Here is a 22,697-nt window from a genome sequence, read left to right as displayed (position 1 = left end):
ATTTTACACAATTTTTTTATCAGAACAATTCATGAAATTTAATCTGAATCAAATAATGTGAAAATACAGACTTAATCCAACCTGCAGCGCCAATTAACTGATAATTTAAATTTACTGGCTTAATGCACCTTATTTATCCCGGTTAATTAGTTTTTTATGCTGTTTTGTAGTTTGGGTTTAGATTTTATGTTTGGGATTATCCTTAAGCGTGGTGCGCAATGCTAGCAGACCAGTCTTGAAAAGCGCTAATGTATCACAAGCCTAAAGTGGGGATAATCACCTGATAAATAATGTTGATGGCATCTGTTAAAAATTCAGTGACTTAACGCAATTTGAAGAGAAGGGTGGTTGGTGTATCTATCAGTGGCGTAAATGTTTAGGCGCTTGGCCCTGATTGCACGACGCAGCCTTTGGCCTTTATTATCGGCAGCAAAGGAAAAGGTGTTAACGAAACTTGCGTTAGTGTAAAATCGCGGGCCGCCTGACCTGGCATGAGCTAAGCTCAGCGGTAACAGATTCTGATATGGGAACTGGTAATCCCTGTATCGTACCTCTTCTTACCACGACGCCTGGGAAGGCGACAACGAGGCATCTCCATGAGTGAGAAACTACAAAAAGTATTAGCGCGTGCCGGTCACGGTTCACGCCGCGAAATCGAAACCATGATTTCAGCCGGGCGCGTCAGCGTTGATGGCAAGCTTGCGACGCTGGGCGATCGCATCGAAAGTGATAAATCCCTGAAAATTCGTATTGATGGCCATCAGGTCTCGATTGCTGAGTCAGCGACCGAAGTGTGTCGCGTACTGGCCTATTACAAACCAGAAGGTGAGTTGTGTACCCGCAATGATCCAGAAGGGCGCCCGACGGTGTTTGATCGTCTGCCGCGTTTGGTGGGTTCACGCTGGATTGCTGTCGGCCGTCTGGACGTTAACACCTGCGGACTGATGTTGTTCACCACTGATGGTGAGCTGGCGAACCGCCTGATGCACCCGAGCCGTGAAGTTGAGCGCGAATATGCGGTGCGCGTATTCGGCGAAGTGGATGACGATAAGATTCGTCAACTGAGTAAAGGCGTGCAGTTAGAAGATGGTCCTGCCTCGTTCAAAACCATTAAATTTGCCGGCGGCGAAGGGATCAACCAGTGGTACAACGTCACGCTGACTGAAGGTCGTAACCGTGAAGTGCGTCGCCTGTGGGAAGCCGTGGGTGTGCAGGTTAGCCGTCTGATGCGCGTGCGCTACGGTGATATTCAGTTGCCTAAAGGCTTACCACGTGGTGGCTGGATGGAAATGGAATTACCTGCGGTGAACTACCTGCGTACGCTGGTAGGCCTGCCAGAAGAGACCGTGACCAAAATTTCGGTTGAAAAAGATCGTCGTCGCACTAATGCGAATCAGATCCGTCGTGCAGTAAAACGCCATAGCAATGTGAGCGGTAGCCCGCGTCGCACGGGTGGTAGCAGCAGTAGCCGCACGAAGGACAGCAGTGGCACGACTACCGGTCGCAGTGGCACCTCTACCAGCCGCAGCGGCCCTGCCGCTACCCGCGCGGGTACTTCTGCAGGTCGCGGTGGTTCTTCTACCGGACGTGCTGGTACTTCCACCGGCCGTGCTGGTACCTCGACCGGACGCGCTGGTACTTCTACCGGTCGCAGCGGCGGCAGCAGTAAGAAACGCGGTTCCTGATGTCGATTCGACGCCGCATCATGCGGCGTCAATCTCTACCAATCAATTCCCTGCTGTGCTTGAATTCCTGCATCAAAGGCATGTTTCACCGGGCGCATCTCCGTCACGGTATCGGCCAAATCCAATAATGTGCGATGACAACCCCGTCCGGTAATGATCACGCTCTGCTGCTCAGGACGTTGATTCAAAGCCTGCACCAGCTCATCCAAATCCAAATAATCCATGCTTACCATGTAGGTGATTTCGTCCAGAATTACTACATCGATGTGCGGGTCTGCCAGCATGCGGCGAGCTTCCTGCCACACCAGCTGGCAGGCGGTGGTGTCAGTTTCCCGGTTCTGGGTATCCCAGGTAAAGCCGGTGGCCATCACCTGAAATTCCACACCATGCTGCTCCAGCAAATTGCGTTCGCCATTAGGCCACTCACCTTTAATAAACTGCACGGCGGCAACGGTTTTACCGTGGCCACAAGCGCGCAAAGCCGTACCGAAGGCGGCGGTGGTTTTACCTTTGCCATTGCCGGTGAACACCATCAAAATGCCGCGCGTTTCAGTCGCGGCAGCAATGCGTGCATCAACCTGCTCTTTTAAACGCTGCTGTCGTTGCTGATGGCGGTCACTCATGCGCTGGCAGGCCCCGGTTTGCGTCCCGGCTGCGCATCAAAAGTTGTCCCGGTTTTGCGACGGCTGTCATCGCCCATCAAGTAAAGGTAAAGCGGCATCAAATCGGCAGGCGTTTTAAGCAAATTGGCATTTTCTTCCGGGAAGGCACTGGCGCGCATTTTAGTGCGAGTACCACCAGGATTGATGCAATTTACCCGCAGATGACGATTTTTATACTCATCGGCCAATACCTGCATCATGCCTTCGGTAGCGAATTTCGACACCGCATACGCGCCCCAGCCAGCACGGCCGGTACGGCCCACACTCGACGTGGTAAACACCAGTGAACCGGCATCTGATTTCAGCAGCAGTGGCAGCAATGCCTGAGTTAAATAGAAAGTAGCGTCGAGATTGATCTGCATCACCTGGCGCCAGATAGCAGGATCGAGTTCCGCCAGCGGGACGATTTCACCCAGAATCCCGGCATTGTGCAATACGCCATCGAGCCGTGGCACCAGAGCAGCGATCTGGTCGGCTACCTCGGCACAGCTTTCAGGCGTGGCATGCGACAAGTCCAGCAGCAAATGTGAGGCGGGCTGCTTATTCAGTTGATTGATGGCGTGCTCAGTTTGCTGCAGTGTCTCGGCGTTGCGGCCCATCAAAATGACGCGTGCGCCATAGCGCGCATAGGTCAGCGCCGCTTCGCGACCAATGCCGTCTGAAGCGCCGGTGACGAGGATAATGCGATTTTCCAGCAGATCGCTTTTCGGTTGATAATGCACAGCGATGTCCTTTGGCAAGTCAGAGGGTTTTGGGCTTTATGCCTCAATTTGGCGCCCGGTGCAATCACCGCGCCTCGCATTCTGTGCCGCCTGCGGGCATTTCAGGCGACGAAAGTCGCTAAAGCGGGTAAACTCAGCCATTGTATGTAATTCACTGTTTAATAAGGCGGCAGAATGGATTTACTCTCCAGTTATGGATTATTTCTGGCCAAGGCCGTCACCGTGGTGGTGGCGTTCGCAGCTATTGTTCTGATTGTGCTGAATGCTGCGATGCGTAAACGCCACAGCGGTGGTCAACTGCGCTTAACTCACCTCGACGATGATTATCGTGAAATGAAGGAAGATCTGCAGCTGGCGAAGATGAAGCCGCAGGCGCAAAAAGTGTGGCTGAAGCAGCATAAAAAAGAAGAGAAGCAAAAAGCCAAAACCGAGAAGCGCAATGCCAAAGCCGGTGTGAGCGAGGCCGCTAAACCGACACTTTATGTGCTGGAGTTTAAAGGCAGCATGGATGCGGGCGAAGTGAGTTCTTTACGTGAGGAGATCTCCGCGGTGCTGGCGGTGGCGGTGGCGGGTGATGAAGTCTTGCTGCGTTTGGAAAGTCCGGGTGGCGTAGTGCACGGTTATGGCCTGGCCGCTTCTCAGTTGCAGCGTCTGCGTGATGCGGGCCTGCAGTTAACCGCCGTTGTCGATAAAGTGGCGGCGAGCGGGGGTTATATGATGGCTTGTGTCGCGGATCGTATCGTCGCGGCGCCATTCTCTATCATTGGCTCAATTGGTGTGGTCGCGCAGATCCCCAACTTCAACCGTCTGCTGAAACGCAATGATATCGACGTTGAACTGCATACGGCGGGTCAATATAAGCGCACGCTGACCTTGTTTGGTGAGAACACCGATGAGGGACGTGAAAAATTCCAGGAAGATCTCAACGAAACCCACCTGCTGTTCAAAGAGTTTGTTCAACAGATGCGTCCGACACTGGATTTGGAAAAAGTGGCCACCGGTGAACACTGGTATGGACGCCAGGCGCTGGATTTGGGGCTAATCGATGAGATCGGCACCAGCGATGCACTGATTATCAAACAAATGGATCGGTTCAATGTGCTGGGCGTGCACTATGCGCGTAAGAAGAAAATGATGGATCGCTTCACCAACAGCGCCAGTATGGCGGCCGAGCGGTTAATTCTGAAAATATGGCAGCGGGGTGATAAACCGCTGTTGTAAGCGAGCCCGGCAAATGCCGGGCTTTTTTTATGCCAGGTGATAACGAGAGGAGAGCTCAACGGCAAGGAATTTAAACACGTTAAACACAGCGGTGGTTTTTGCGCTCGGCAGGCCTTCTTCATCTAAGAACCAGGGTCCACGGAACACCAATACCTCGCCCTGCTGAATCACGTCATTCACTTCCATCCCGGCTAAATAATCGTCGTGTCGGTTGATCATTTGATTGGCTATTTCCAGCAACGCTTGGCGTGAAATGGATTCCGTTTTTACTGACATTGTTCACCTCTTTTTTGACAGCAATCGTTCTCCTTCTATATTACTAGCGAGTTGCGCTGTTCATCAAATCAACGCCTGTCAGCAAAACTGGCGCAAAATTAATCAGAATGCTAATTAAGTTGCGTAACGGATTTTATCAGGTAGAGTGTGGGCGATTCAGCTTTCAGGGAGATCACACCCGGATGTGTGATGCCGTCAGATGGAAAACCCGCTTCTAATCATAAAGTTGCATAAGTCGATGCAATCTGACCTGAGATTATCCCCGCTGCCTTGAAAAGTGAAAAGCTGGCAGCAATATTGAACCCGTTGGGTTTTGGGGCATCGAATCCTCTCCCGTTTATCAGGACGTTTCAATTAGGTAAAGGTACATATGGGTAAAGCACTCGTAATCGTTGAGTCCCCGGCAAAGGCCAAAACAATCAATAAATACCTCGGTAATGACTACGTGGTGAAATCCAGTGTCGGTCATATCCGTGATTTGCCGACCAGCGGTTCAACTGCCCGTAAAAGTGCCGACGGGGAAAAGGCGAAAACAGGAAAGAAGGTTAAGAAAGATGAGAAGGCCGCTCTGGTCAGTCGCATGGGTGTCGACCCGTGGCATGGCTGGGAAGCGGACTATCAGATTCTGCCGGGCAAAGAGAAAGTCGTTGCCGAACTGAAAAGCCTCGCCGCAGACGCCGACCACATCTATCTCGCAACGGACCTTGACCGCGAAGGGGAAGCCATTGCCTGGCACCTGCGGGAAGTGATCGGTGGTGATGACAAGCGTTTTAGCCGCGTGGTGTTCAACGAAATCACCAAAAATGCGATTCGTCAGGCGTTTGACAAGCCGGGCGAACTGAATATTGAACGTGTCAACGCACAGCAGGCGCGTCGCTTTATGGACCGCGTTGTGGGTTACATGGTTTCCCCGCTGCTGTGGAAGAAAATTGCCCGTGGTTTATCAGCCGGTCGTGTTCAGTCTGTAGCTGTCCGTCTGGTGGTCGAGCGCGAGCACGAAATCAAAGCGTTCGTGCCTGAAGAGTACTGGGAAATCGACGCAGATTTCTCTACGCCGAAAGGCGACGCGTTAGCGATGCAGGTCACGCATCAGGGCGATAAAGCCTTCCGTCCGGTTAATCGCGAGCAAACTCATGCTGCGGTATCCGTGCTGGAGAAAGCGCGTTACGAAGTGCTGGATCGTGAAGACAAACCGACCAGCAGCAAACCTTCTGCGCCTTTTATTACCTCGACGCTGCAGCAAGCGGCGAGTACACGTCTCGGTTTTGGCGTGAAGAAAACTATGATGATGGCGCAACGTCTCTACGAAGCGGGTCACATCACTTATATGCGTACTGACTCCACCAACCTGAGTCAGGATGCGGTGGCGATGGCGCGCGGCTTTGTCGAGACGAGTTTTGGTAAGAAGTATTTGCCAGAATCACCGATCACTTACGCCAATAAAGAGAATTCCCAGGAAGCGCACGAAGCGATCCGTCCTTCGGATGTCAACATTCAGGCAGAATCGCTGAAAGATATGGAAGCTGATGCGCAGAAACTGTACCAGCTTATCTGGCGTCAGTTTGTGGCCTGTCAGATGGTGCCAGCGCAGTATGATTCCACCACCCTGACGGTCGGTGCAGCAGACTTCAAACTGAAGGCGAAAGGCCGTACGTTGCGTTTCGATGGCTGGACTAAAGTGATGCCAGCCCTGCGTAAAAACGATGAAGACTTGACGCTGCCACCGGTCAATGTCGGCGATATGCTTGATCTGAAAGAGCTGTTGCCAAGCCAGCACTTCACCAAGCCACCAGCCCGCTTTAGCGAAGCTTCACTGGTCCGTGAGCTGGAAAAACGTGGCATTGGTCGTCCATCGACCTATGCTTCGATTATTTCCACCATCCAGGATCGCGGTTACGTGCGAGTGGAAAACCGCCGTTTCTACGCTGAGAAGATGGGTGAAATCGTCACCGATCGTCTGGAACAGAATTTCCGTGAGCTGATGAACTATGACTTCACCGCGCGCATGGAAGACAGCCTTGACCAGGTTGCTAATAATGAGGCGCAGTGGAAAGCGGTACTGGATTCCTTCTTCAGCGATTTCAGCCAGCAGTTAGGCCAGGCTGAGAAAGATCCGGAAGAGGGCGGCATGCAGCCGAACCAGATGGTGCTGACCTCGATTGACTGCCCGACCTGTAGTCGCCAAATGGGTATCCGCACCGCCAGTACCGGCGTATTCCTGGGTTGTTCTGGTTATGCATTGCCGCCGAAAGAGCGCTGCAAGCAAACCATCAATCTGATCCCGGAAAACGAAGTGCTCAACATTCTGGAAGGCGATGATGCTGAAACCAATGCGTTGCGCGCCCGTCGTCGTTGCCAGAAATGCGGCACGGCAATGGACAGCTATCTGATCGATAACCAGCGTAAGCTGCACGTCTGCGGGAACAACCCGGAATGTGATGGTTACGAAATCGAGCAGGGTGAATTCCGCATCAAGGGCTATGACGGTCCTGTCGTGGAGTGCGAGAAGTGTGGTTCTGAAATGCACCTGAAAATGGGGCGTTTTGGTAAGTACATGGCTTGTACCAACGATGAGTGCAAAAATACGCGTAAGATCTTGCGAAATGGTGACGTTGCGCCACCGAAAGAGGACCCGGTTCCACTGCCAGAACTGGCGTGTGAAAAATCGGATGCTTACTTCGTACTGCGTGATGGTGCGGCGGGTGTCTTCCTTGCAGCAAACACCTTCCCTAAATCGCGCGAAACACGTGCGCCGCTGGTGGAAGAGTTGCAACGCTTTGCCGATCGTCTCCCTGAAAAGCTGAAGTACATGGCAGAAGCGCCTGCTGCCGATCCGGAAGGCAACAAAACATTGGTACGCTTTAGCCGTAAAACCAAGCAACAGTACGTCTCCTCTGAAAAAGAGGGTAAAGCGACAGGCTGGTCGATGTTCTACATTGACGGCAAGTGGCAGGAAGCGAAGAAGTAATTCCCCCTCAAGGCCAGCATCTGCTGGCCTTTTCACCATCCTTATAGCTAATCGTTCTACATTCTTCCTTTAACTGATATAGTGGTTATAGCATTTTTCGTTTCGCTGACATGCTTTCCCTCCTCAACCCTTAATTAAGGCGGAAACACGCTTTCAGGGATTGCTCCTCTGTCGCTACCGGGAAGATATAACTATGAAATTGCAGCAGTTGCGTTACATCGTCGAAGTGGTCAATCACAACCTCAACGTCTCCTCTACCGCCGAAGGTCTCTATACCTCACAACCGGGTATCAGTAAGCAAGTGCGCATGCTGGAGGATGAACTCGGCGTGCAGATTTTTGCGCGTAGCGGTAAACATCTCACTCAGGTAACCCCTGCGGGTGAAGAAATCATCCGGATTGCACGCGAAGTGTTATCGAAGGTGGATGCGATTAAATCCGTCGCAGGTGAGCATACCTGGCCGGATAAAGGCTCGCTGTACGTGGCGACAACCCACACACAGGCGCGTTATGCCTTGCCTGGCGTGATTAAAGGGTTTATTGAGCGTTACCCACGCGTATCACTGCATATGCATCAGGGCTCACCGACGCAAATTGCTGAAGCCGTTTCAAAGGGGAATGCTGACTTTGCGATTGCGACCGAAGCACTGCATTTATACGACGACCTGATTATGTTGCCGTGCTATCACTGGAACCGCGCCATTGTTGTGACGCCAGATCATCCGTTGGCAGGCAAATCGAATGTGACGATTGAAGAGCTGGCTGATTTCCCGCTCGTGACCTACACCTTTGGCTTTACTGGCCGCTCAGAGCTGGATACCGCATTCAACCGTGCAGGATTGACGCCACGTATTGTCTTTACGGCCACCGATGCTGATGTCATCAAAACGTATGTGCGTTTGGGCTTAGGTGTGGGTGTAATTGCCAGTATGGCGGTGGACCCGGTTTCCGATCCGGATTTGGTGCGCATTGAAGCATCAGAAATTTTTACCAATAGTACAACCAAGATTGGCTTTAGACGCAGCACGTTCCTGCGTAGCTATATGTATGATTTTATTCAACGTTTTGCACCGCATTTGACCCGTGATGTCGTGGATGCCGCGGTCGCATTACGTTCTAACGAAGATATCGAAGCGATGTTCCGCGATATCAAGTTACCTTTCAAATAATCTCCTAACTCATTATTTTCGCAAGGTGTCCAGTGGGCATCTTGTGAATCCCTCCTCGTTAGCGCCACAAGAATCTCAAAAAATTTCATTATTTTTTTGTAAATGAAACATCGATCACATGTTTTTTCATTGTTATATCTTAAATGAGAAACAGTACACAAAATTTACGCTGCTACTTTGCGGACCGCCAGGAATATTCCCATACTCCAGTTATCAACTGATGAGAAAGGCCTTTTAGTAAGGCTCATTAAATTAAACTCAAATTTAGAATGGTACTAAATTTGTTTTAACCCAAATTTACAATGTTTGTATTAGATAAATAGTTTGATCAGTAATTAAATTTATCTCATCAATCTTTTGGGTTTTGATAAATAGCGTTAATCGTTGTACTCAATAAAAATAACTGGATTTTCGGACTTAACAAGTTTAGGATTCGTCCTAAATCTTAATCGTTATCAACAATCGTTTTATTGAGAGTGATTATCAAAAACTATGAATACTAGACTGACTGTTCAACAAGATTTCCGTACTAAAACCGCCAAGGTTGAGCGCTCTGGTAACGTGCGTCGCAAGGCTTGGTTGACCGTCTTCGCTGCTTCAGCTCTGTTCTGGGTAGTGGTGGCATTGATGATCTGGCGTATGTGGGGTTAAGCCATGTGGGCAAATACACTCAGCCGTAAGTCTCCGGTTTCTGCGCGTCAGCCGAACACGTCTACGTGCAAAGCGAAAGAAGTCAAGAGCGCTGAACAGCCTGTGGCGATTCCTGCGTCATGGGAACTGAGTGAAAACCAGCGCAACTTTATCGAATCTTTCATGGATCCGAAGTCGAAATAACGCTGTCTGCGTTCTGTTCTATATATAGAATTTATATCTCTCTTTACCGGATTATCCGGTGGGCATTTTAAAAGCCCGTCCTTTAACACTCAGCATTAAAAAAACGGTGTCATCAGTACAAAGCTGAGGACGGTGGACTTTTTTTGCCCGAAATCCGGGAGGGAGTGACTCAATGAATACAACGACTTTTTCATGGTTTAGCGTTTATGCCTTTTCCATTGCATTTTGGGCTACGGCCGTGTGGGCAATGATGTAATCCAATAACTCAAATTGTACTGACTTTTATTAATGCCCTGACAAACGTCGGGGCATTTTTGTTTGTGCCTTTATGTGTCATTTCGTGTTGTTATCAAATCGTTAACGAAAATGTGGTCTATCTTTAAGCTAAACCTTGCGGTTATTGAGGTTTAAAGAGAGGCCCATTAAAGGAGGAGTTATGTCGTTAACGTTACGGGAGCAAAGTCAGGATACGCTGGACGTTCGGGCAAAAAAATATCATTACTACAGCCTGCCTAAAGCCGCCCAGCAACTGGGCAATATCGATCGCTTACCCAAATCAATGAAGGTGTTGCTGGAAAATCTGCTGCGCTGGCAGGATGAGGATTCAGTAACAGCTGAAGACATTCAGGCGTTAGTTGGCTGGCTGAAAGATGCCCACGCCGATCGTGAAATTGCTTATCGCCCTGCGCGCGTATTGATGCAGGACTTCACCGGCGTGCCAGCGGTGGTAGATTTGGCGGCGATGCGCGAAGCGGTTAATCGCCTCGGCGGCGATGTAGCCAAAGTTAATCCCTTATCGCCGGTCGATCTCGTGATAGACCACTCGGTGACCGTTGACCATTTTGGTGATGAGGACGCTTTCGAAGAAAACGTGCGTCTGGAGATGGAGCGTAACCACGAACGTTACGTCTTCCTGCGCTGGGGGCAAAAAGCTTTCAACCGTTTCCGCGTGGTGCCACCAGGCACCGGTATCTGCCATCAGGTCAACCTGGAGTATCTGGGAAAATCCGTCTGGCATGAAACGCAGGAGAGTAAGGAAGTCGCTTACCCTGACACCTTAGTGGGTACGGATTCTCACACCACGATGATCAACGCGCTCGGCGTATTAGGCTGGGGTGTCGGTGGTATTGAAGCCGAAGCCGCCATGTTAGGGCAGCCAGTATCTATGCTGATCCCTGACGTTGTCGGTTTCAAACTCACTGGAAAACTAAGCCCCGGCATCACCGCGACCGATTTGGTGTTAACCGTGACGCAAATGCTGCGTAAGCACGGTGTGGTAGGTAAATTCGTCGAATTCTACGGTGATGGCCTCGCCGATCTCCCCTTAGCAGACCGCGCGACTATCGCTAATATGGCGCCGGAATTTGGTGCCACCTGCGGTTTCTTCCCTATCGATGAGATCACGCTGAGCTACATGACGCTGACCGGACGCGATGCTGAACAAGTCGAATTAGTGGAAGCTTATGCGAAGCAACAAGGGATGTGGCGTAATCCGGGTGATGAACCTCGTTTTACCAGTTCACTGGCGCTGGATATGGCTGAAGTTGAATCCAGCCTTGCCGGCCCCAAACGTCCGCAGGATCGCGTCTCGCTGGGGGATGTGCCAGCAGCCTTTGATGCCAGCAACGAACTCGAAGTCAATCATGCACAGAAAGCGCATAAGACCGTCACTTATCGCGACAGCGAGACCGGCGATAGCTATCAGCTGGACGACGGTGCTGTAGTCATTTCAGCCATCACCTCTTGTACCAATACGTCTAACCCCAGCGTCTTGATGGCGGCGGGCCTGTTGGCGAAAAATGCCGTTGAGCGTGGCTTGATGCGCAAACCCTGGGTGAAAGCCTCATTGGCACCGGGATCAAAAGTGGTGTCGGATTACCTCGCGGTGGCTCAGCTCACGCCTTATCTGGATGAATTAGGTTTCAACCTGGTGGGATACGGCTGTACCACCTGCATCGGTAACTCGGGTCCATTGCCAGATGAAATCGAGAGTGCCATTAAAGAAGGTGATCTAACCGTGGGTGCGGTGTTATCGGGTAACCGAAACTTCGAAGGACGTATCCATCCGCTGGTGAAAACCAACTGGCTGGCGTCGCCGCCGTTGGTGGTGGCTTATGCACTGGCCGGTAATATGAAATTAAACCTGCAGAGTGAGCCTATCGGGCAGGACAGGCAGGGCAACGATGTCTTCCTGCAGGATATCTGGCCATCTCCAGAGGAGATCGCCGCAGCGGTGCAGAAAGTGACCAGCGATATGTTCCATAAGGAATATGCCGAGGTCTTTGACGGGACGCCTGAGTGGCAACAAATCAAAGTCAGTGAAGCCGCAACTTATGACTGGGATGAGGGCTCAACTTACATCCGCCTGTCGCCGTTCTTTGATGAAATGGGTAAAACACCGGAGCCGGTCCAGGATATTAAAGGCGCGCGCATTCTGGCGATGCTGGGTGACTCTGTCACCACCGACCATATTTCGCCGGCGGGCAGCATCAAAGCGGAAAGTCCCGCTGGACGCTACTTGCTGTCGCATGGTGTCGAGCGCACCGATTTTAACTCCTATGGCTCGCGTCGTGGTAACCACGAAGTCATGATGCGCGGCACCTTTGCCAACATCCGTATTCGTAATGAAATGGTGCCGGGTGTGGAGGGGGGATACACCAAACATTTCCCCAGCAATGAACAGTTGGCGATTTACGATGCGGCCATGAAGTATCAGGCCGAAGGTGTGCCGCTGGCAGTCATCGCCGGGAAGGAGTACGGCTCAGGTTCCAGCCGCGACTGGGCAGCGAAGGGCCCGCGTTTGCAAGGTGTGCGAGTCGTTATTTCAGAGTCGTTCGAGCGTATACATCGCTCTAACTTGATCGGGATGGGGATCCTGCCACTGGAATTCCCCGCTGGCGTCACGCGTATAACGCTGGGATTAACCGGGGAGGAGTTTATTGATGTTGAAAACCTCTCCCAACTGAAACCAGGTTGCACGGTCAATGTCACGCTGACGCGCGTCGATGGTAAAAAAGAGACGCTGGCAACGCGGTGCCGTATCGATACCGGTAATGAGCTGACCTATTATCAGAACGATGGCATATTGCACTATGTGATTCGTAATATGCTGAACTAAAAAAAAGCCGGGAGATTTCCCGGCTTTTTTCTGTCTGCTTTACGCTTTTGGCAGCAGATGGCCCATTTTTTCTGCCTTGGTATCAAGGTAGTGGGCATTTTTGGGGTTGCGTCCAACCACTAACGGCACGCGCTCAACAATATTAATTCCCGCTTCGCTCAGAATCTCGACTTTGCGAGGATTGTTAGTCAGCAGGCGGACTTCATTGACGCCCAGCAGCTTAAACATATCCGCACACAGGGTGAAATCACGCTCATCAGCGGCAAAGCCCAATTGATGATTCGCTTCCACCGTATCGTACCCTTTGTCCTGCAGGGCATAGGCGCGGATCTTGTTTAGCAGACCGATATTACGGCCTTCCTGACGGTGATATAACAGCACGCCACGACCTTCTTCAGCGATAGCGGTCAGTGCCGCCTCGAGCTGGAAACCACAGTCGCAGCGCAGGCTGAACAGTGCGTCACCGGTTAGACACTCCGAGTGAACGCGTGCCAGCACTGGATTGTGGTCACTCACATCACCGTAAACCAGCGCGACATGATCCTGGCCGGTTGCCAGTTCTTCAAAACCAACCATCAGGAAATCTCCCCATGGCGTGGGCAGTTTGGCTTCTGCTACCCGTTTAAGCTGCATGTGACTCTCCAGAACCTTCAGAGGATGCGCTATCATCATGATAACGCACGGGCCCGATTGGCCCGACAAAACTGACAATATTGTGCCACAACCTGTACCCGGGCCGTTAATCAGTCAGAGTTATTGTAGTGATAAAGCACAATTATCTAAGCTGCAACGGGTATGTTATTCTTTTTTCAGCTAAAGTTATGCCAGCCACGCTGATACCAGCGGATCTAAAAGGAAACGGATGTTAAAAATTGCGCAGCGCACCACCCTAGGAATGCTTTTGTTATTGATCATGCCGGTCGCTGTCTGGCTCTCTGGCTGGCAATGGCAGCCAGGTGAGAGTAGCGCATTTTTGCGGGTACTCTTTTGGATGACCGAGACCGTCACCAGCCCATGGGGCATATTGACAAGCCTTATCCTCAGTGCCTGGGTTTTATGGTGCTTACGCTTCCGACTTAAGCCCGCCATTTTACTGATCATCTTCATGAACGGCGCTATTCTTGCCGGCCAGTACACCAAATCTTTCATTAAAGAGCAGGTGCAGGAACCCCGGCCCTATGTGGTTTGGCTGGAGAAGAGTTACGGTATTGATGAAGGGGAGTTTTATCAGCAGAACCGTCAGGGGCGCAGCCAGTTGGTGTCGACTTTAGTGGCTAACGACACTCAGCTGCCGCAATGGCTGAAAAACCACTGGGCGTTTGAAACCGGCTTTGCCTTTCCTTCCGGACATACCATGTTTGCTGCCAGTTGGGCGCTGCTGGTGATTGGCCTACTGTGGCCACGGCGCCATATTGTCACCGTGATAGTGCTGTTTGCCTGGGCCACCATGGTGATGGGCAGTCGTTTGTTACTGGGCATGCATTGGCCGCGCGATTTGGTGGTGGCCACCCTGATTTCCTGGTTGCTGGTCACGGTTGCCACCTGGCTGGCACAACGTTTTTGTGGTCCGCTGACGGTGCCGCGCGAAGAGCAGCGGGAGATCGAGCAGCGTGATGATGGATTGTAATTTCTGCGCGCGCCCCCATATGATTGATTGCGCTTACGGAAAATGCGCTAAGTGATGTGCTGATAAGCAGCATCGGCGGCACTTTTTTGGCATACTTCTACTGGATAACCTCACGACAGGACGCATTGTGAAATATTTGCTGATTTTTCTCGTGGTTTTGGTCATTTTTATCATCTCCGTCACGCTTGGAGCGCATAACGACCAAATCGTCACTTTTAACTATCTGCTGGCGCAGGGTGAATTCCGCATCTCCACATTGCTGGCGAGCTTGTTTGGCGCTGGATTCCTGCTCGGTTGGGCAATTTGCGGTCTTTTCTGGTTGCGGATACGTGTTTCTCTGGCCCATGCGCAGCGCAAGCTGAAACGCATGCAGGCACAGAACGAACAATCAACGGCTGTGACAAATTCTTCTACTGCTGGTCGTCGGGATTAAGTTTCGATGCTTGAATTGCTGTTTTTGCTTCTTCCTGTTGCTGCGGCATATGGCTGGTACATGGGCCGCCGTAGTGCCCATCAGGATAAGCAACAGGAAGCCAATCGCCTGTCACGTGAATACGTTGCCGGGGTTAACTTCCTGCTTTCCAATCAACAGGACAAAGCTGTCGATCTCTTTCTGGATATGCTGAAGGAGGACAGCGGCACAGTCGAAGCTCACCTGACGCTTGGCAACCTGTTCCGTTCACGCGGCGAAGTTGACCGCGCCATCCGTATTCACCAATCCCTGATGGAAAGCGCTTCCCTGAGCTATGAACAGCGGCTGCTGGCGATTCAGCAGTTAGGACGCGATTACATGGCTGCCGGGTTGTACGATCGCGCAGAAGACATGTTTAGCCAGCTGATTGATGAAACCGACTTCCGCATCGGTGCCTTGCAACAGCTGTTACTGATACATCAGGCAACCAGTGACTGGCACAAAGCCATCGAAGTGGCGGAAAGGTTGGTTAAGCTCGGCAAAGACAAGCAGAAGGGCGAAATTGCCCATTTCTACTGCGAACTCGCGCTTCAGGCACTGAGCAGTGACGATCTCGATCGCGCCATGAGCTTGCTGAAGAAGGGTGAATCGGCCGATCATCAAAGCGCACGCGTTTCCATCATGATGGGCCGCATCTTTATGGAGCAGGGCGAGTATGCCAAAGCAACGGCTCGCCTGCAGCGCGTGCTGGATCAAGATAAAGAGCTGGTGAGCGAAACCTTATCAATGCTCGAAACCTGCTATCAGCGCCTGAATCAGCCCGAAGACTGGGCTCAGTTTTTACAGCGCTGTGTGGAAGAGAATACCGGCGCGGCTGCTGAACTGTACCTCTCTGATATCCTTGAGCAGCAGCAGGGACCTGAAGCGGCGCAGTTGTACATCAATCGTCAGTTGCAACGCCATCCCACCATGCGCGTGTTCCATCGCTTAATGGACTTCCACCTGCACGAAGCTGAGGACGGTAGGGCTAAAGAGAGCCTGATGGTGCTGCGTGATATGGTCGGTGAACAGATTCGTACCAAGCCGCGCTATCGCTGCCAGAAGTGCGGATTTACCGCGCATGCACTTTACTGGCATTGCCCATCTTGTCGCGCATGGTCTTCCGTGAAACCGATCCGTGGACTTGACGGCCAGTAACGGCCGTTTTTATTATAACCCCACCATAGTTACAACATACTATAGCCCTGAATCATCAACGTAAGCCGTGGCATTGTGCGGCTATCCGTCAATCAATGATCTAAAGCGCGCAGTGAGATTGTCGGGAGGGGGATGCACGGGTAGAATGCTTGCCGTTTGTCCATTGCGCCTGCGGGTGCCTGCCTCTGAGGAAACGTTATGCCTGTAACCACTTCACCGATTCTGGTGGCACTCGACTATCATAATCTCGACAGCGCACTGCAGTTTGTGGACCGCATTGACCCGAGCCAGTGCCGCCTGAAAGTCGGCAAAGAGATGTTCACGCTGTTTGGCCCGTCGCTGGTGAAAACGTTACAGTCGCGTGGATTTGACGTTTTCCTCGACCTGAAGTTTCATGACATCCCAAATACCACCGCGCACGCGGTAGCTGCTGCAGCTGACCTCGGTGTGTGGATGGTCAATGTCCACGCCAGTGGCGGGGCGCGGATGATGAATGCGGCACGCGAAGCGCTGCTGCCTTTTGGCAACGATGCGCCCTTGCTGATTGCGGTTACCGTATTAACCAGCATGGATGAAGAGGATCTCAAAGGCCTCGGCATTACGCTTTCACCCGCCCAGCAGGCGGAACGTCTGGCTCGCCTGACGCGCGAGTGCGGACTGGACGGTGTAGTGTGTTCCGCTCAGGAAGCCGCGCATTTCAAGCAGGTGATCGGCCAGGATTTTGCATTGGTAACACCGGGTATTCGTCCTGCAGGCAGTGACGCAGGCGATCAACGCCGTATCATGACGCCACAGCAGGCAAAATTGGCTGGCGTGGATTACATGGTGATTGGGCGTCCGATCACCCAATCCAATGATCCGGCGGCAACGCTGCACACTATCCTGCAAAGTTTACAGGAGGCCTAATGGCTCAGGACAACCGACTGGTTTACTCCACTGAAACGGGTCGCATCGCACAGGAAGAAGAAAAAGCGCCGCGCCCGAAAGGCGATGGCATTGTGCGCATTCAGCGCCAGACCAGCGGTCGAAAAGGCAAGGGTGTTTGCCTGATCACTGGTATCGATCTCGATGACGACGCGCTCAACAAATTGGCAGCAGAACTAAAGAAAAAATGTGGCTGTGGTGGGTCACTCAAAGATGGCGTGATCGAGATTCAGGGCGATAAACGCGATTTATTAAAAACACTGCTCGAAGCCAAAGGCATGAAAGTGAAATTAGCCGGCGGCTAAAAAATACGGGCCGCACACTGTGCGGCCCGTGATGCTGTAGATGCGCTGCGTAGCCTGAATCTTTATCGTTATTTAGAAACCTGATGGCCGATAATACCGCCAACGGCTGCACCACCTACTGTACCCAGTGCACTTCCGTTAGTCAGGACAGAACCACCGATTGCACCCGCACCCGCCCCGATGGCGGTATTACGGTCGCGTTTTGACCAGTTCGAACAACCACTCAAGCCAACAACCAGAGTGGCAGCTAATACCGCAACGGTCATACGTTTCATTGTTGTCGTCATCTCTTTCTCCTTGATTGTATGTACAGAGGCAACGTTTTAAGTATAGATGTTGCGCAACGAAGTACTTCATCCCAGTGTGTCATTCAATGCTCTCCATTGTGACCATTTGCGGGGGTTAATCTTGTGCAAACCGTACCGTTCCTGACTTTAGCCTGATGAACCACAGCAAAATTAGGTGAAGATAGAATATTCTTAATTCACGCCACACTTCTTCGGTCTCAGCGACTTTCCGCTGCTTTTACAGCGATTCGCTCCATAACGTTTTATCCCCTAGTTCAGCACAATTCAGCTATCACAGTTCGCAGGAGGAATAATCATGCTGGAATCGCTCAAGCAGCAGGTGCTGGAAGCCAATCTGGATTTACCGCGCTATAACCTGGTCACATTTACCTGGGGTAACGTCAGCGCCATCGATCGCGATCGAGGCCTGCTGGTGATCAAGCCGTCAGGCGTGAAATACGAGAAGATGCAGCGTGAAGATATGGTGGTGGTGGAGTTAGCGAGTGGCAAAGTGGTGGAAGGGGCGCTACGTCCGTCATCAGATACAGCAACCCATCGTGCGCTATACCTTGCCTGGCCAGAGATTGGTGGCATTGTGCATACCCACTCGCGCCACGCCACGATTTGGGCGCAGGCCGGGCGCGATATTATTGCGCTGGGTACCACGCACGCGGATGACTTCTACGGCACCATTCCCTGCACGCGTGCGATGAAGCGCGAGGAGATTCAACAGGATTACGAGTGGAATACCGGGCAGGTGATTATCGAAAGTTTCGCTCAACGCCGTATCAAGCCTGGCGATATTCCCGCTGCGCTGGTCAACTCGCACGGCCCGTTTTCCTGGGGGAAAGATGCGGATGCAGCCGTTCATAGTGCGGTGGTGCTGGAAGAGGTTGCCTACATGGCGCTACATACGGAACAACTGCGCAGCGAACTGCCTCCGATTTCGCAAAATTTGCTCGATCTGCATTATCTACGAAAGCATGGTAAGAACGCCTGGTATGGGCAGAATTAAACATTAAAGCTTGCAGAGGCGCCTGAAGGCGCCTTTATTTTTTGGCTGGAACAACTAGTATGGCGATACCGATCATAAAATAGAAATGGCCTACCTTTAAAATTAAAACGCTGTTTCATTATTATCGCTCTGATCACTTTTTTCCTGAATCTCAGTGGTTATCTTGCCTGTCATGCCAACAGGCAAACGATAACGCACCTCCCTCTGACTCAGTAAAGGTGACACACCTATGCATATCAAACGCGCAATCGATAAAATTCCAGGCGGTATGATGTTAATCCCGCTATTTCTGGGCGCGCTTTGCCACACGTTTTCACCCGGCGCAGGTAAATACTTTGGCTCTTTCACTAACGGCTTAATGACCGGCACGGTACCGATTCTGGCGGTATGGTTCTTTTGCATGGGTGCATCAATCAAACTCAGCGCAACCGGGACCGTACTGCGTAAATCCGGCACCCTGGTGCTAACAAAAATCGCCGTGGCCTGGGTAATTGCTGCTGTGGCATCGCGCATGATGCCGGAAAATGGCGTAGAAGTTGGTATGTTCGCCGGCTTGTCCACGCTGGCCCTGGTTGCCGCCATGGATATGACCAACGGCGGACTGTATGCCTCGATCATGCAGCAATACGGGTCAAAAGAAGAAGCCGGCGCGTTTGTGCTGATGTCGCTGGAATCGGGTCCGCTGATGACCATGGTGATTTTGGGAACCGCTGGCATTGCTTCGTTTGAGCCACACGTGTTTGTCGGCGCAGTGCTGCCATTCATTGTCGGCTTCGCGCTCGGCAATCTCGACCCTGAATTACGCGAGTTCTTTGGCAAAGCCGTGCATACCTTGATTCCCTTCTTTGCTTTTGCGTTGGGTAACACCATCAATTTGGCGGTGATCGCGCAAACCGGTTTACTGGGTGTATTGCTGGGGGTCTCGGTGATCATCATCACCGGTATTCCACTGATTATTGCCGACCGTTTGATTGGTGGCGGTGATGGTACCGCAGGGATTGCCGCTTCAAGCACCGCAGGAGCGGCCGTGGCGACACCGGTGTTGATTGCCGAGATGCTGCCACAGTTTAAACCGGTCGCACCCGCAGCCACCGCACTGGTTGCCACTTCAGTAATCGTGACTTCTGTATTAGTGCCGATTATCACCGCCGTCTATTCAAAACGCGTTAAGCGTTCTCATGTGGCGGTGGGACAGCGCGCTGCCATCAAGTAAGCCTGCTTATCTTTCCCCGACCTTATGGTCGGGGATATCTCTGGATTTTACTTTATAAATCAATCTCTCATTTGGTCTGGCCTCACTCTGGATTACGCTGATGTTGCGTTTAACGCATCACATAACTAGAGGATGAGACTATGACAGTAATTAACCAACCAACTTGCAGATTGTTTACCGAAGTCGGACAAACCACCCAGCTGGCGGCCTACTATGAAGAGGGTCGTCACACCATGTGGATGATGCTTCGTGCCCAACCGCGCCCTAGTTTCAACCACGAATTAATTGAGGAGATCATGAATCTGAGCTATGCCGCTCAGCGTTCGGGTCTGCCGATTGATTTTTGGGTGACAGGCTCTCTGGTGCCGCAGATGTTCAACGCCGGAGGCGATTTACGATTCTTTGTCGAGTGCATTCGCAACAACCGTCGTGAAGCGCTGCGGGCTTATGCGCGCGCCTGCGTGGATTGCATCCATTCGGCCGCACGTGGCTTTGATACCGGTGCGGTGACGCTGGCGATGATTGAGGGCAGTGCATTAGGTGGCGGTTTCGAGGCCGCGCTGGCGCATCACTTCATTCTGGCGCAGAACTCTGCACGTATGGGGTTCCCGGAGATTGCGTTTAACCTGTTCCCTGGCATGGGTGGCTACTCACTGGTGGCGCGTCGTTCCGGCATGAAGCTGGCTGAAGAGCTGATTTGTGAAGGGGAGTCGCATAGTGCAGAGTGGTATGAAACGCGGGGTCTGGTGGATAAAGTCTTCCAGCCGGGCGATGCCTACCGTACCACACGCACCTTTATCGATACTTTGCGCCCTAAGCTGAATGGTGTGCGTGCCATGCTGAAGGCGCGTCAGCGCGTGCTGCAACTCTCACGAGCCGAGCTGATGGACATCACGGAAGATTGGGTGGATTACGCCTTCACACTGGAGCCTAAAGACATTGCTTATATGGAACGACTGGTACAGCTACAGAACCGTCATAGCGCATCCCTGCGCAAAGCCGGATAACCGAGACCAGCGTTAAACGCGGGCAGGATGCTTAGCCAGCCAATGCCCGAGCTGTTCTGCGGGCATTGGTTTTGCATAATAATAACCCTGACGCCCATCGACACCGTTGGTCATAACAAACTTCTCTTCGGCTTTGGTTTCAATGCCTTCCGCAATCACCTGCAGATCGAGGGTTTTGGCCACGGCCACAATGGCACGCACCAGCGACTGCGCTACTGGCTGCTTATTGATGTTACGCACGAAGCTTTGATCCAGCTTGATCGCATCAATGGGTACACGAGCTAACTGGGAAAGCGAGGAATAACCTGTACCAAAATCATCGAGATGAACCTGAGCGCCCAGCTCCTGGAATTGCTTCATCAGCGTCAGTGCACCGGCCTCATTCTCAATCAGGCAGCTTTCAGTCAGCTCGATGTCAATCGGGCAATCAGTGAGACCGGCCTCGGTCAGCGCCTGCTTTAAATCAGTATAGATACTTTGGTTAATCAATTGCTTGGCTGAGACGTTTACGGCAACACGCAGGTAGATACCTTCATTACGCCACTGAACAATTTGCTGTAACACATTGAGCATCACCCAGCGCCCAAGCGGAACAATTAAGCCCGACTCTTCGGCGTAAGAGATGAAATCGCCAGGGGGGACCAGACCTCGTTCCGGAGAGTTCCAGCGTACCAGCGCTTCTGCACTGCGTACTTCACCGTCACGGTCTAGTTTGGGCTGGTAATATACCACCAGCTGCTCCAGCTCCAGTGCTTTGCGCAGGTTAGTATCGAGCCAGAGATATTCGAAAACACGTTGGTTCATCTCATTGGCAAAAACGCAGAATTTACCGCGCCCATTCTCTTTGGCGTGATACATGGCGGTATCGGCATTGCGGATCAGGCTTTCACGATCCTCACCATGCAGCGGGGCGAGGGCGATACCAATCGAGCAGCCGCTGTAGACTTCGATTAGACCGACGCGGAACGGTTGACGCAGGCGCTCAAGAATACGCGATGCCATGGCTTCCAGCGCAGCCTGGCTGGTATGTTCTGCCAGTACGACGAACTCATCGCCACCGAGACGGGCCAGCGTCTGGTCTTTGCCCAGACAGCTGAGAATGGCCAGCGACACTGCTTGCAGCAGTTGGTCGCCAAACATATGGCCGTAGGCGTCGTTGACCTTCTTAAAATTGTCCAGATCGAGGTAAACCACGCCAGTTTGACTGCCATTGGCCAATTCCAGTGCCAGACTAATCTGTTGATGGATGGCATTGCGGTTGGGTAAACCGGTTACCGTATCGGTATTAGCGAGGACGCGTAAGCGTTCCTGAGCACGTCGTTCTTCTGTGATGTCGGTTCCAGAACAGATGAGGAAAATTTCATTTTTCCCACTACCGCTGTGCACAAACTTATTACGAAACAGAAACAGTCGCTGGCCTTTTTTGGTTTTGATCCAGCGTTCCACTTCATAAGAATTGCCGTCACGGAAGAAGCCCGAAATGTTGCGTCGTGAAGCCTGCGCTTCCTGTTTGGTCATAAACAGCTGAAATACGTTGCGGCCGATCACTTCCTGCTCTTTGAGCCCGGTGTACTCTTCGCTTAAGCGGTTGAATCGCTGGATGTTGCCACGCTGGTCCAGGATCACAATCACAGAATTGGCCTCAGAGACCACTTGTTCAGCGAAGGATAAACCCAGCGTCAAATCGCGAGCCACAGAGGAAGTATCACCCCAGGCGGAAGAGGTTCCGGCCCATGTTGATTGGTTCACCTTACGGCCGACAAAGTGCATTGGCACCGGCGCACCGCGCAGGGAAAGGGTCAGATTAATACTGGAAGTGATCACTGTCATCGCACGCAGCAAACTGGCTTGTGCAGGGGTCAATGGAACCGCCAAATTGGTATTGGCATTCTCGTCTTCGGCAAAATGCAAAGCATCGCTATCTGAAGTTAAACGCCAATGAGGGCTGGTTGTGCCAAACAGGGTGTATAGCAACGTTTGCCCTTGTTCATCGGTCATGGAAACTTCCTCCGGGGAAATGCTGAGCAGGCGGTATCTCATTATTTTAGCAACAGTA

Annotated in this window: 21 protein-coding genes; 15 read left to right on the top strand and 6 right to left on the bottom strand. The window is 51.9% G+C overall.

Annotated elements, in window-relative coordinates; translation table 11 throughout:
• Positions 1–596 precede the first annotated feature (596 nt).
• Entirely contained in the window at positions 597–1,685 is a 1,089-nt protein-coding gene (rluB, locus tag ACXI0A_RS12445) for a 23S rRNA pseudouridine(2605) synthase RluB (RefSeq protein ID WP_224931890.1), read from the top strand.
• Between the two features lie 35 nt (positions 1,686–1,720).
• On the opposite strand, the gene cobO is transcribed toward rluB, so the two are convergent.
• Positions 1,721–2,308: a cob(I)yrinic acid a,c-diamide adenosyltransferase gene (cobO, locus tag ACXI0A_RS12440; protein ID WP_476148542.1), complete on the bottom strand. Its 588-nt coding sequence runs from the start codon at positions 2,306–2,308 to the stop codon at positions 1,721–1,723.
• Positions 2,305–3,069 carry a YciK family oxidoreductase gene (locus tag ACXI0A_RS12435; protein ID WP_476148543.1) on the bottom strand — a complete coding sequence of 255 codons (765 nt, stop codon included), beginning with the start codon at positions 3,067–3,069 and terminating at the stop codon, positions 2,305–2,307. Before ACXI0A_RS12435 ends, cobO begins: the two co-directional genes overlap by 4 nt.
• A gap of 174 nt (positions 3,070–3,243) precedes the next feature.
• Here ACXI0A_RS12435 and sohB point away from each other — a divergent pair, with 174 nt between their 5' ends.
• Positions 3,244–4,290: a protease SohB gene (gene sohB, locus ACXI0A_RS12430; RefSeq protein WP_476148544.1), complete on the top strand. Its 1,047-nt coding sequence runs from the start codon at positions 3,244–3,246 to the stop codon at positions 4,288–4,290.
• A gap of 27 nt (positions 4,291–4,317) precedes the next feature.
• Here the strand turns inward: sohB and ACXI0A_RS12425 are convergent, their stop codons facing one another.
• Positions 4,318–4,566 (bottom strand): DUF2498 family protein, encoded by a 249-nt coding sequence (locus ACXI0A_RS12425; protein ID WP_476148545.1) that lies wholly within the window; start codon positions 4,564–4,566, stop codon positions 4,318–4,320.
• A 370-nt stretch (positions 4,567–4,936) separates the two neighbouring features.
• Here ACXI0A_RS12425 and topA point away from each other — a divergent pair, with 370 nt between their 5' ends.
• The 5 genes from topA (at position 4,937) to acnA (ending at position 12,654) form a co-directional block, all read left to right on the top strand.
• Positions 4,937–7,534: a type I DNA topoisomerase gene (topA, locus tag ACXI0A_RS12420; RefSeq protein WP_476148547.1), complete on the top strand. Its 2,598-nt coding sequence runs from the start codon at positions 4,937–4,939 to the stop codon at positions 7,532–7,534.
• 193 nt (positions 7,535–7,727) lie between these two features.
• Complete coding sequence (cysB, locus tag ACXI0A_RS12415; protein WP_034821485.1) at positions 7,728–8,702, top strand: HTH-type transcriptional regulator CysB; 975 nt, start codon at positions 7,728–7,730, stop codon at positions 8,700–8,702.
• Between the two features lie 492 nt (positions 8,703–9,194).
• Complete coding sequence (locus ACXI0A_RS12410; RefSeq protein WP_071845610.1) at positions 9,195–9,353, top strand: YmiA family putative membrane protein; 159 nt, start codon at positions 9,195–9,197, stop codon at positions 9,351–9,353.
• A 3-nt stretch (positions 9,354–9,356) separates the two neighbouring features.
• Positions 9,357–9,536, top strand: a complete 180-nt coding sequence (locus ACXI0A_RS12405; protein WP_100700624.1) for a hypothetical protein — start codon at positions 9,357–9,359, stop codon at positions 9,534–9,536.
• A gap of 436 nt (positions 9,537–9,972) precedes the next feature.
• A complete protein-coding gene (gene acnA / locus ACXI0A_RS12400; protein WP_476148550.1) occupies positions 9,973–12,654 on the top strand; it encodes an aconitate hydratase AcnA in 2,682 nt (893 codons plus the stop codon).
• A gap of 39 nt (positions 12,655–12,693) precedes the next feature.
• On the opposite strand, the gene ribA is transcribed toward acnA, so the two are convergent.
• Positions 12,694–13,287, bottom strand: coding sequence for a GTP cyclohydrolase II (gene ribA, locus ACXI0A_RS12395; protein ID WP_034821474.1), 594 nt, complete (start codon positions 13,285–13,287; stop codon positions 12,694–12,696).
• Positions 13,288–13,516: 229 nt separating this feature from the next.
• Here ribA and pgpB point away from each other — a divergent pair, with 229 nt between their 5' ends.
• The 5 genes from pgpB to yciH all read left to right on the top strand — a co-directional run bounded on the left by pgpB (position 13,517) and on the right by yciH (position 17,119).
• Positions 13,517–14,281, top strand: a complete 765-nt coding sequence (gene pgpB, locus ACXI0A_RS12390; protein ID WP_476148552.1) for a phosphatidylglycerophosphatase B — start codon at positions 13,517–13,519, stop codon at positions 14,279–14,281.
• A 127-nt stretch (positions 14,282–14,408) separates the two neighbouring features.
• Positions 14,409–14,714, top strand: a complete 306-nt coding sequence (locus tag ACXI0A_RS12385; RefSeq protein ID WP_038646699.1) for a LapA family protein — start codon at positions 14,409–14,411, stop codon at positions 14,712–14,714.
• Positions 14,715–14,720: 6 nt separating this feature from the next.
• A complete protein-coding gene (gene lapB / locus ACXI0A_RS12380) occupies positions 14,721–15,890 on the top strand; it encodes a lipopolysaccharide assembly protein LapB (protein WP_224931901.1) in 1,170 nt (389 codons plus the stop codon).
• A gap of 198 nt (positions 15,891–16,088) precedes the next feature.
• Complete coding sequence (pyrF, locus tag ACXI0A_RS12375; protein ID WP_476148555.1) at positions 16,089–16,796, top strand: orotidine-5'-phosphate decarboxylase; 708 nt, start codon at positions 16,089–16,091, stop codon at positions 16,794–16,796.
• On the top strand, positions 16,796–17,119 hold the full coding sequence (gene yciH, locus ACXI0A_RS12370; protein WP_034821460.1) for a stress response translation initiation inhibitor YciH: 324 nt from the start codon (positions 16,796–16,798) through the stop codon (positions 17,117–17,119). Before pyrF ends, yciH begins: the two co-directional genes overlap by 1 nt.
• Positions 17,120–17,187: 68 nt before the next feature.
• Here yciH and osmB read toward each other — a convergent pair whose 3' ends face one another.
• A complete protein-coding gene (osmB, locus tag ACXI0A_RS12365) occupies positions 17,188–17,406 on the bottom strand; it encodes an osmotically-inducible lipoprotein OsmB (protein ID WP_476148556.1) in 219 nt (72 codons plus the stop codon).
• Positions 17,407–17,722: 316 nt separating this feature from the next.
• On the opposite strand from osmB, the gene araD reads away from it, so the two are divergent.
• From araD to ACXI0A_RS12350, 3 genes are all read left to right on the top strand, one after another.
• Positions 17,723–18,421 (top strand): L-ribulose-5-phosphate 4-epimerase, encoded by a 699-nt coding sequence (gene araD / locus ACXI0A_RS12360; RefSeq protein ID WP_476148557.1) that lies wholly within the window; start codon positions 17,723–17,725, stop codon positions 18,419–18,421.
• A 229-nt stretch (positions 18,422–18,650) separates the two neighbouring features.
• Positions 18,651–19,634, top strand: a complete 984-nt coding sequence (gene kdgT, locus ACXI0A_RS12355; RefSeq protein ID WP_476148558.1) for a 2-keto-3-deoxygluconate transporter — start codon at positions 18,651–18,653, stop codon at positions 19,632–19,634.
• A 140-nt stretch (positions 19,635–19,774) separates the two neighbouring features.
• Complete coding sequence (locus tag ACXI0A_RS12350) at positions 19,775–20,641, top strand: crotonase/enoyl-CoA hydratase family protein (RefSeq protein WP_034821448.1); 867 nt, start codon at positions 19,775–19,777, stop codon at positions 20,639–20,641.
• A gap of 12 nt (positions 20,642–20,653) precedes the next feature.
• On the opposite strand, the gene pdeR is transcribed toward ACXI0A_RS12350, so the two are convergent.
• Positions 20,654–22,639 carry a cyclic di-GMP phosphodiesterase gene (gene pdeR, locus ACXI0A_RS12345; RefSeq protein WP_476148559.1) on the bottom strand — a complete coding sequence of 662 codons (1,986 nt, stop codon included), beginning with the start codon at positions 22,637–22,639 and terminating at the stop codon, positions 20,654–20,656.
• Between the last annotated feature and the right edge of the window lie 58 nt (positions 22,640–22,697).

It is taken from the genome of Pantoea sp. C1E2, assembly GCF_056491465.1.
Note: the sequence above shows the minus strand (reverse complement) of the source record. Positions and strands in the feature narration are given on the sequence as shown.

Excerpts from the sequence above, each read along its gene's own strand:
- araD (WP_476148557.1), top strand. The coding sequence starts at position 17,723 with ATGCTGGAATCGCTCAAGCAGCAGGTGCTGGAAGCCAATCTGGATTTA.
- ACXI0A_RS12425 (WP_476148545.1), bottom strand. The coding sequence starts at position 4,566 with ATGTCAGTAAAAACGGAATCCATTTCACGCCAAGCGTTGCTGGAAATA.
- cobO (WP_476148542.1), bottom strand. The coding sequence starts at position 2,308 with ATGAGTGACCGCCATCAGCAACGACAGCAGCGTTTAAAAGAGCAGGTT.
- osmB (WP_476148556.1), bottom strand. The coding sequence starts at position 17,406 with ATGACGACAACAATGAAACGTATGACCGTTGCGGTATTAGCTGCCACT.
- cysB (WP_034821485.1), top strand. The coding sequence starts at position 7,728 with ATGAAATTGCAGCAGTTGCGTTACATCGTCGAAGTGGTCAATCACAAC.
- pdeR (WP_476148559.1), bottom strand. The coding sequence starts at position 22,639 with ATGACCGATGAACAAGGGCAAACGTTGCTATACACCCTGTTTGGCACA.
- topA (WP_476148547.1), top strand. The coding sequence starts at position 4,937 with ATGGGTAAAGCACTCGTAATCGTTGAGTCCCCGGCAAAGGCCAAAACA.
- yciH (WP_034821460.1), top strand. The coding sequence starts at position 16,796 with ATGGCTCAGGACAACCGACTGGTTTACTCCACTGAAACGGGTCGCATC.
- pgpB (WP_476148552.1), top strand. The coding sequence starts at position 13,517 with ATGTTAAAAATTGCGCAGCGCACCACCCTAGGAATGCTTTTGTTATTG.
- ACXI0A_RS12410 (WP_071845610.1), top strand. The coding sequence starts at position 9,195 with ATGAATACTAGACTGACTGTTCAACAAGATTTCCGTACTAAAACCGCC.
- rluB (WP_224931890.1), top strand. The coding sequence starts at position 597 with ATGAGTGAGAAACTACAAAAAGTATTAGCGCGTGCCGGTCACGGTTCA.
- kdgT (WP_476148558.1), top strand. The coding sequence starts at position 18,651 with ATGCATATCAAACGCGCAATCGATAAAATTCCAGGCGGTATGATGTTA.
- ribA (WP_034821474.1), bottom strand. The coding sequence starts at position 13,287 with ATGCAGCTTAAACGGGTAGCAGAAGCCAAACTGCCCACGCCATGGGGA.
- lapB (WP_224931901.1), top strand. The coding sequence starts at position 14,721 with ATGCTTGAATTGCTGTTTTTGCTTCTTCCTGTTGCTGCGGCATATGGC.
- pyrF (WP_476148555.1), top strand. The coding sequence starts at position 16,089 with ATGCCTGTAACCACTTCACCGATTCTGGTGGCACTCGACTATCATAAT.
- ACXI0A_RS12350 (WP_034821448.1), top strand. The coding sequence starts at position 19,775 with ATGACAGTAATTAACCAACCAACTTGCAGATTGTTTACCGAAGTCGGA.
- ACXI0A_RS12405 (WP_100700624.1), top strand. The coding sequence starts at position 9,357 with ATGTGGGCAAATACACTCAGCCGTAAGTCTCCGGTTTCTGCGCGTCAG.
- sohB (WP_476148544.1), top strand. The coding sequence starts at position 3,244 with ATGGATTTACTCTCCAGTTATGGATTATTTCTGGCCAAGGCCGTCACC.
- acnA (WP_476148550.1), top strand. The coding sequence starts at position 9,973 with ATGTCGTTAACGTTACGGGAGCAAAGTCAGGATACGCTGGACGTTCGG.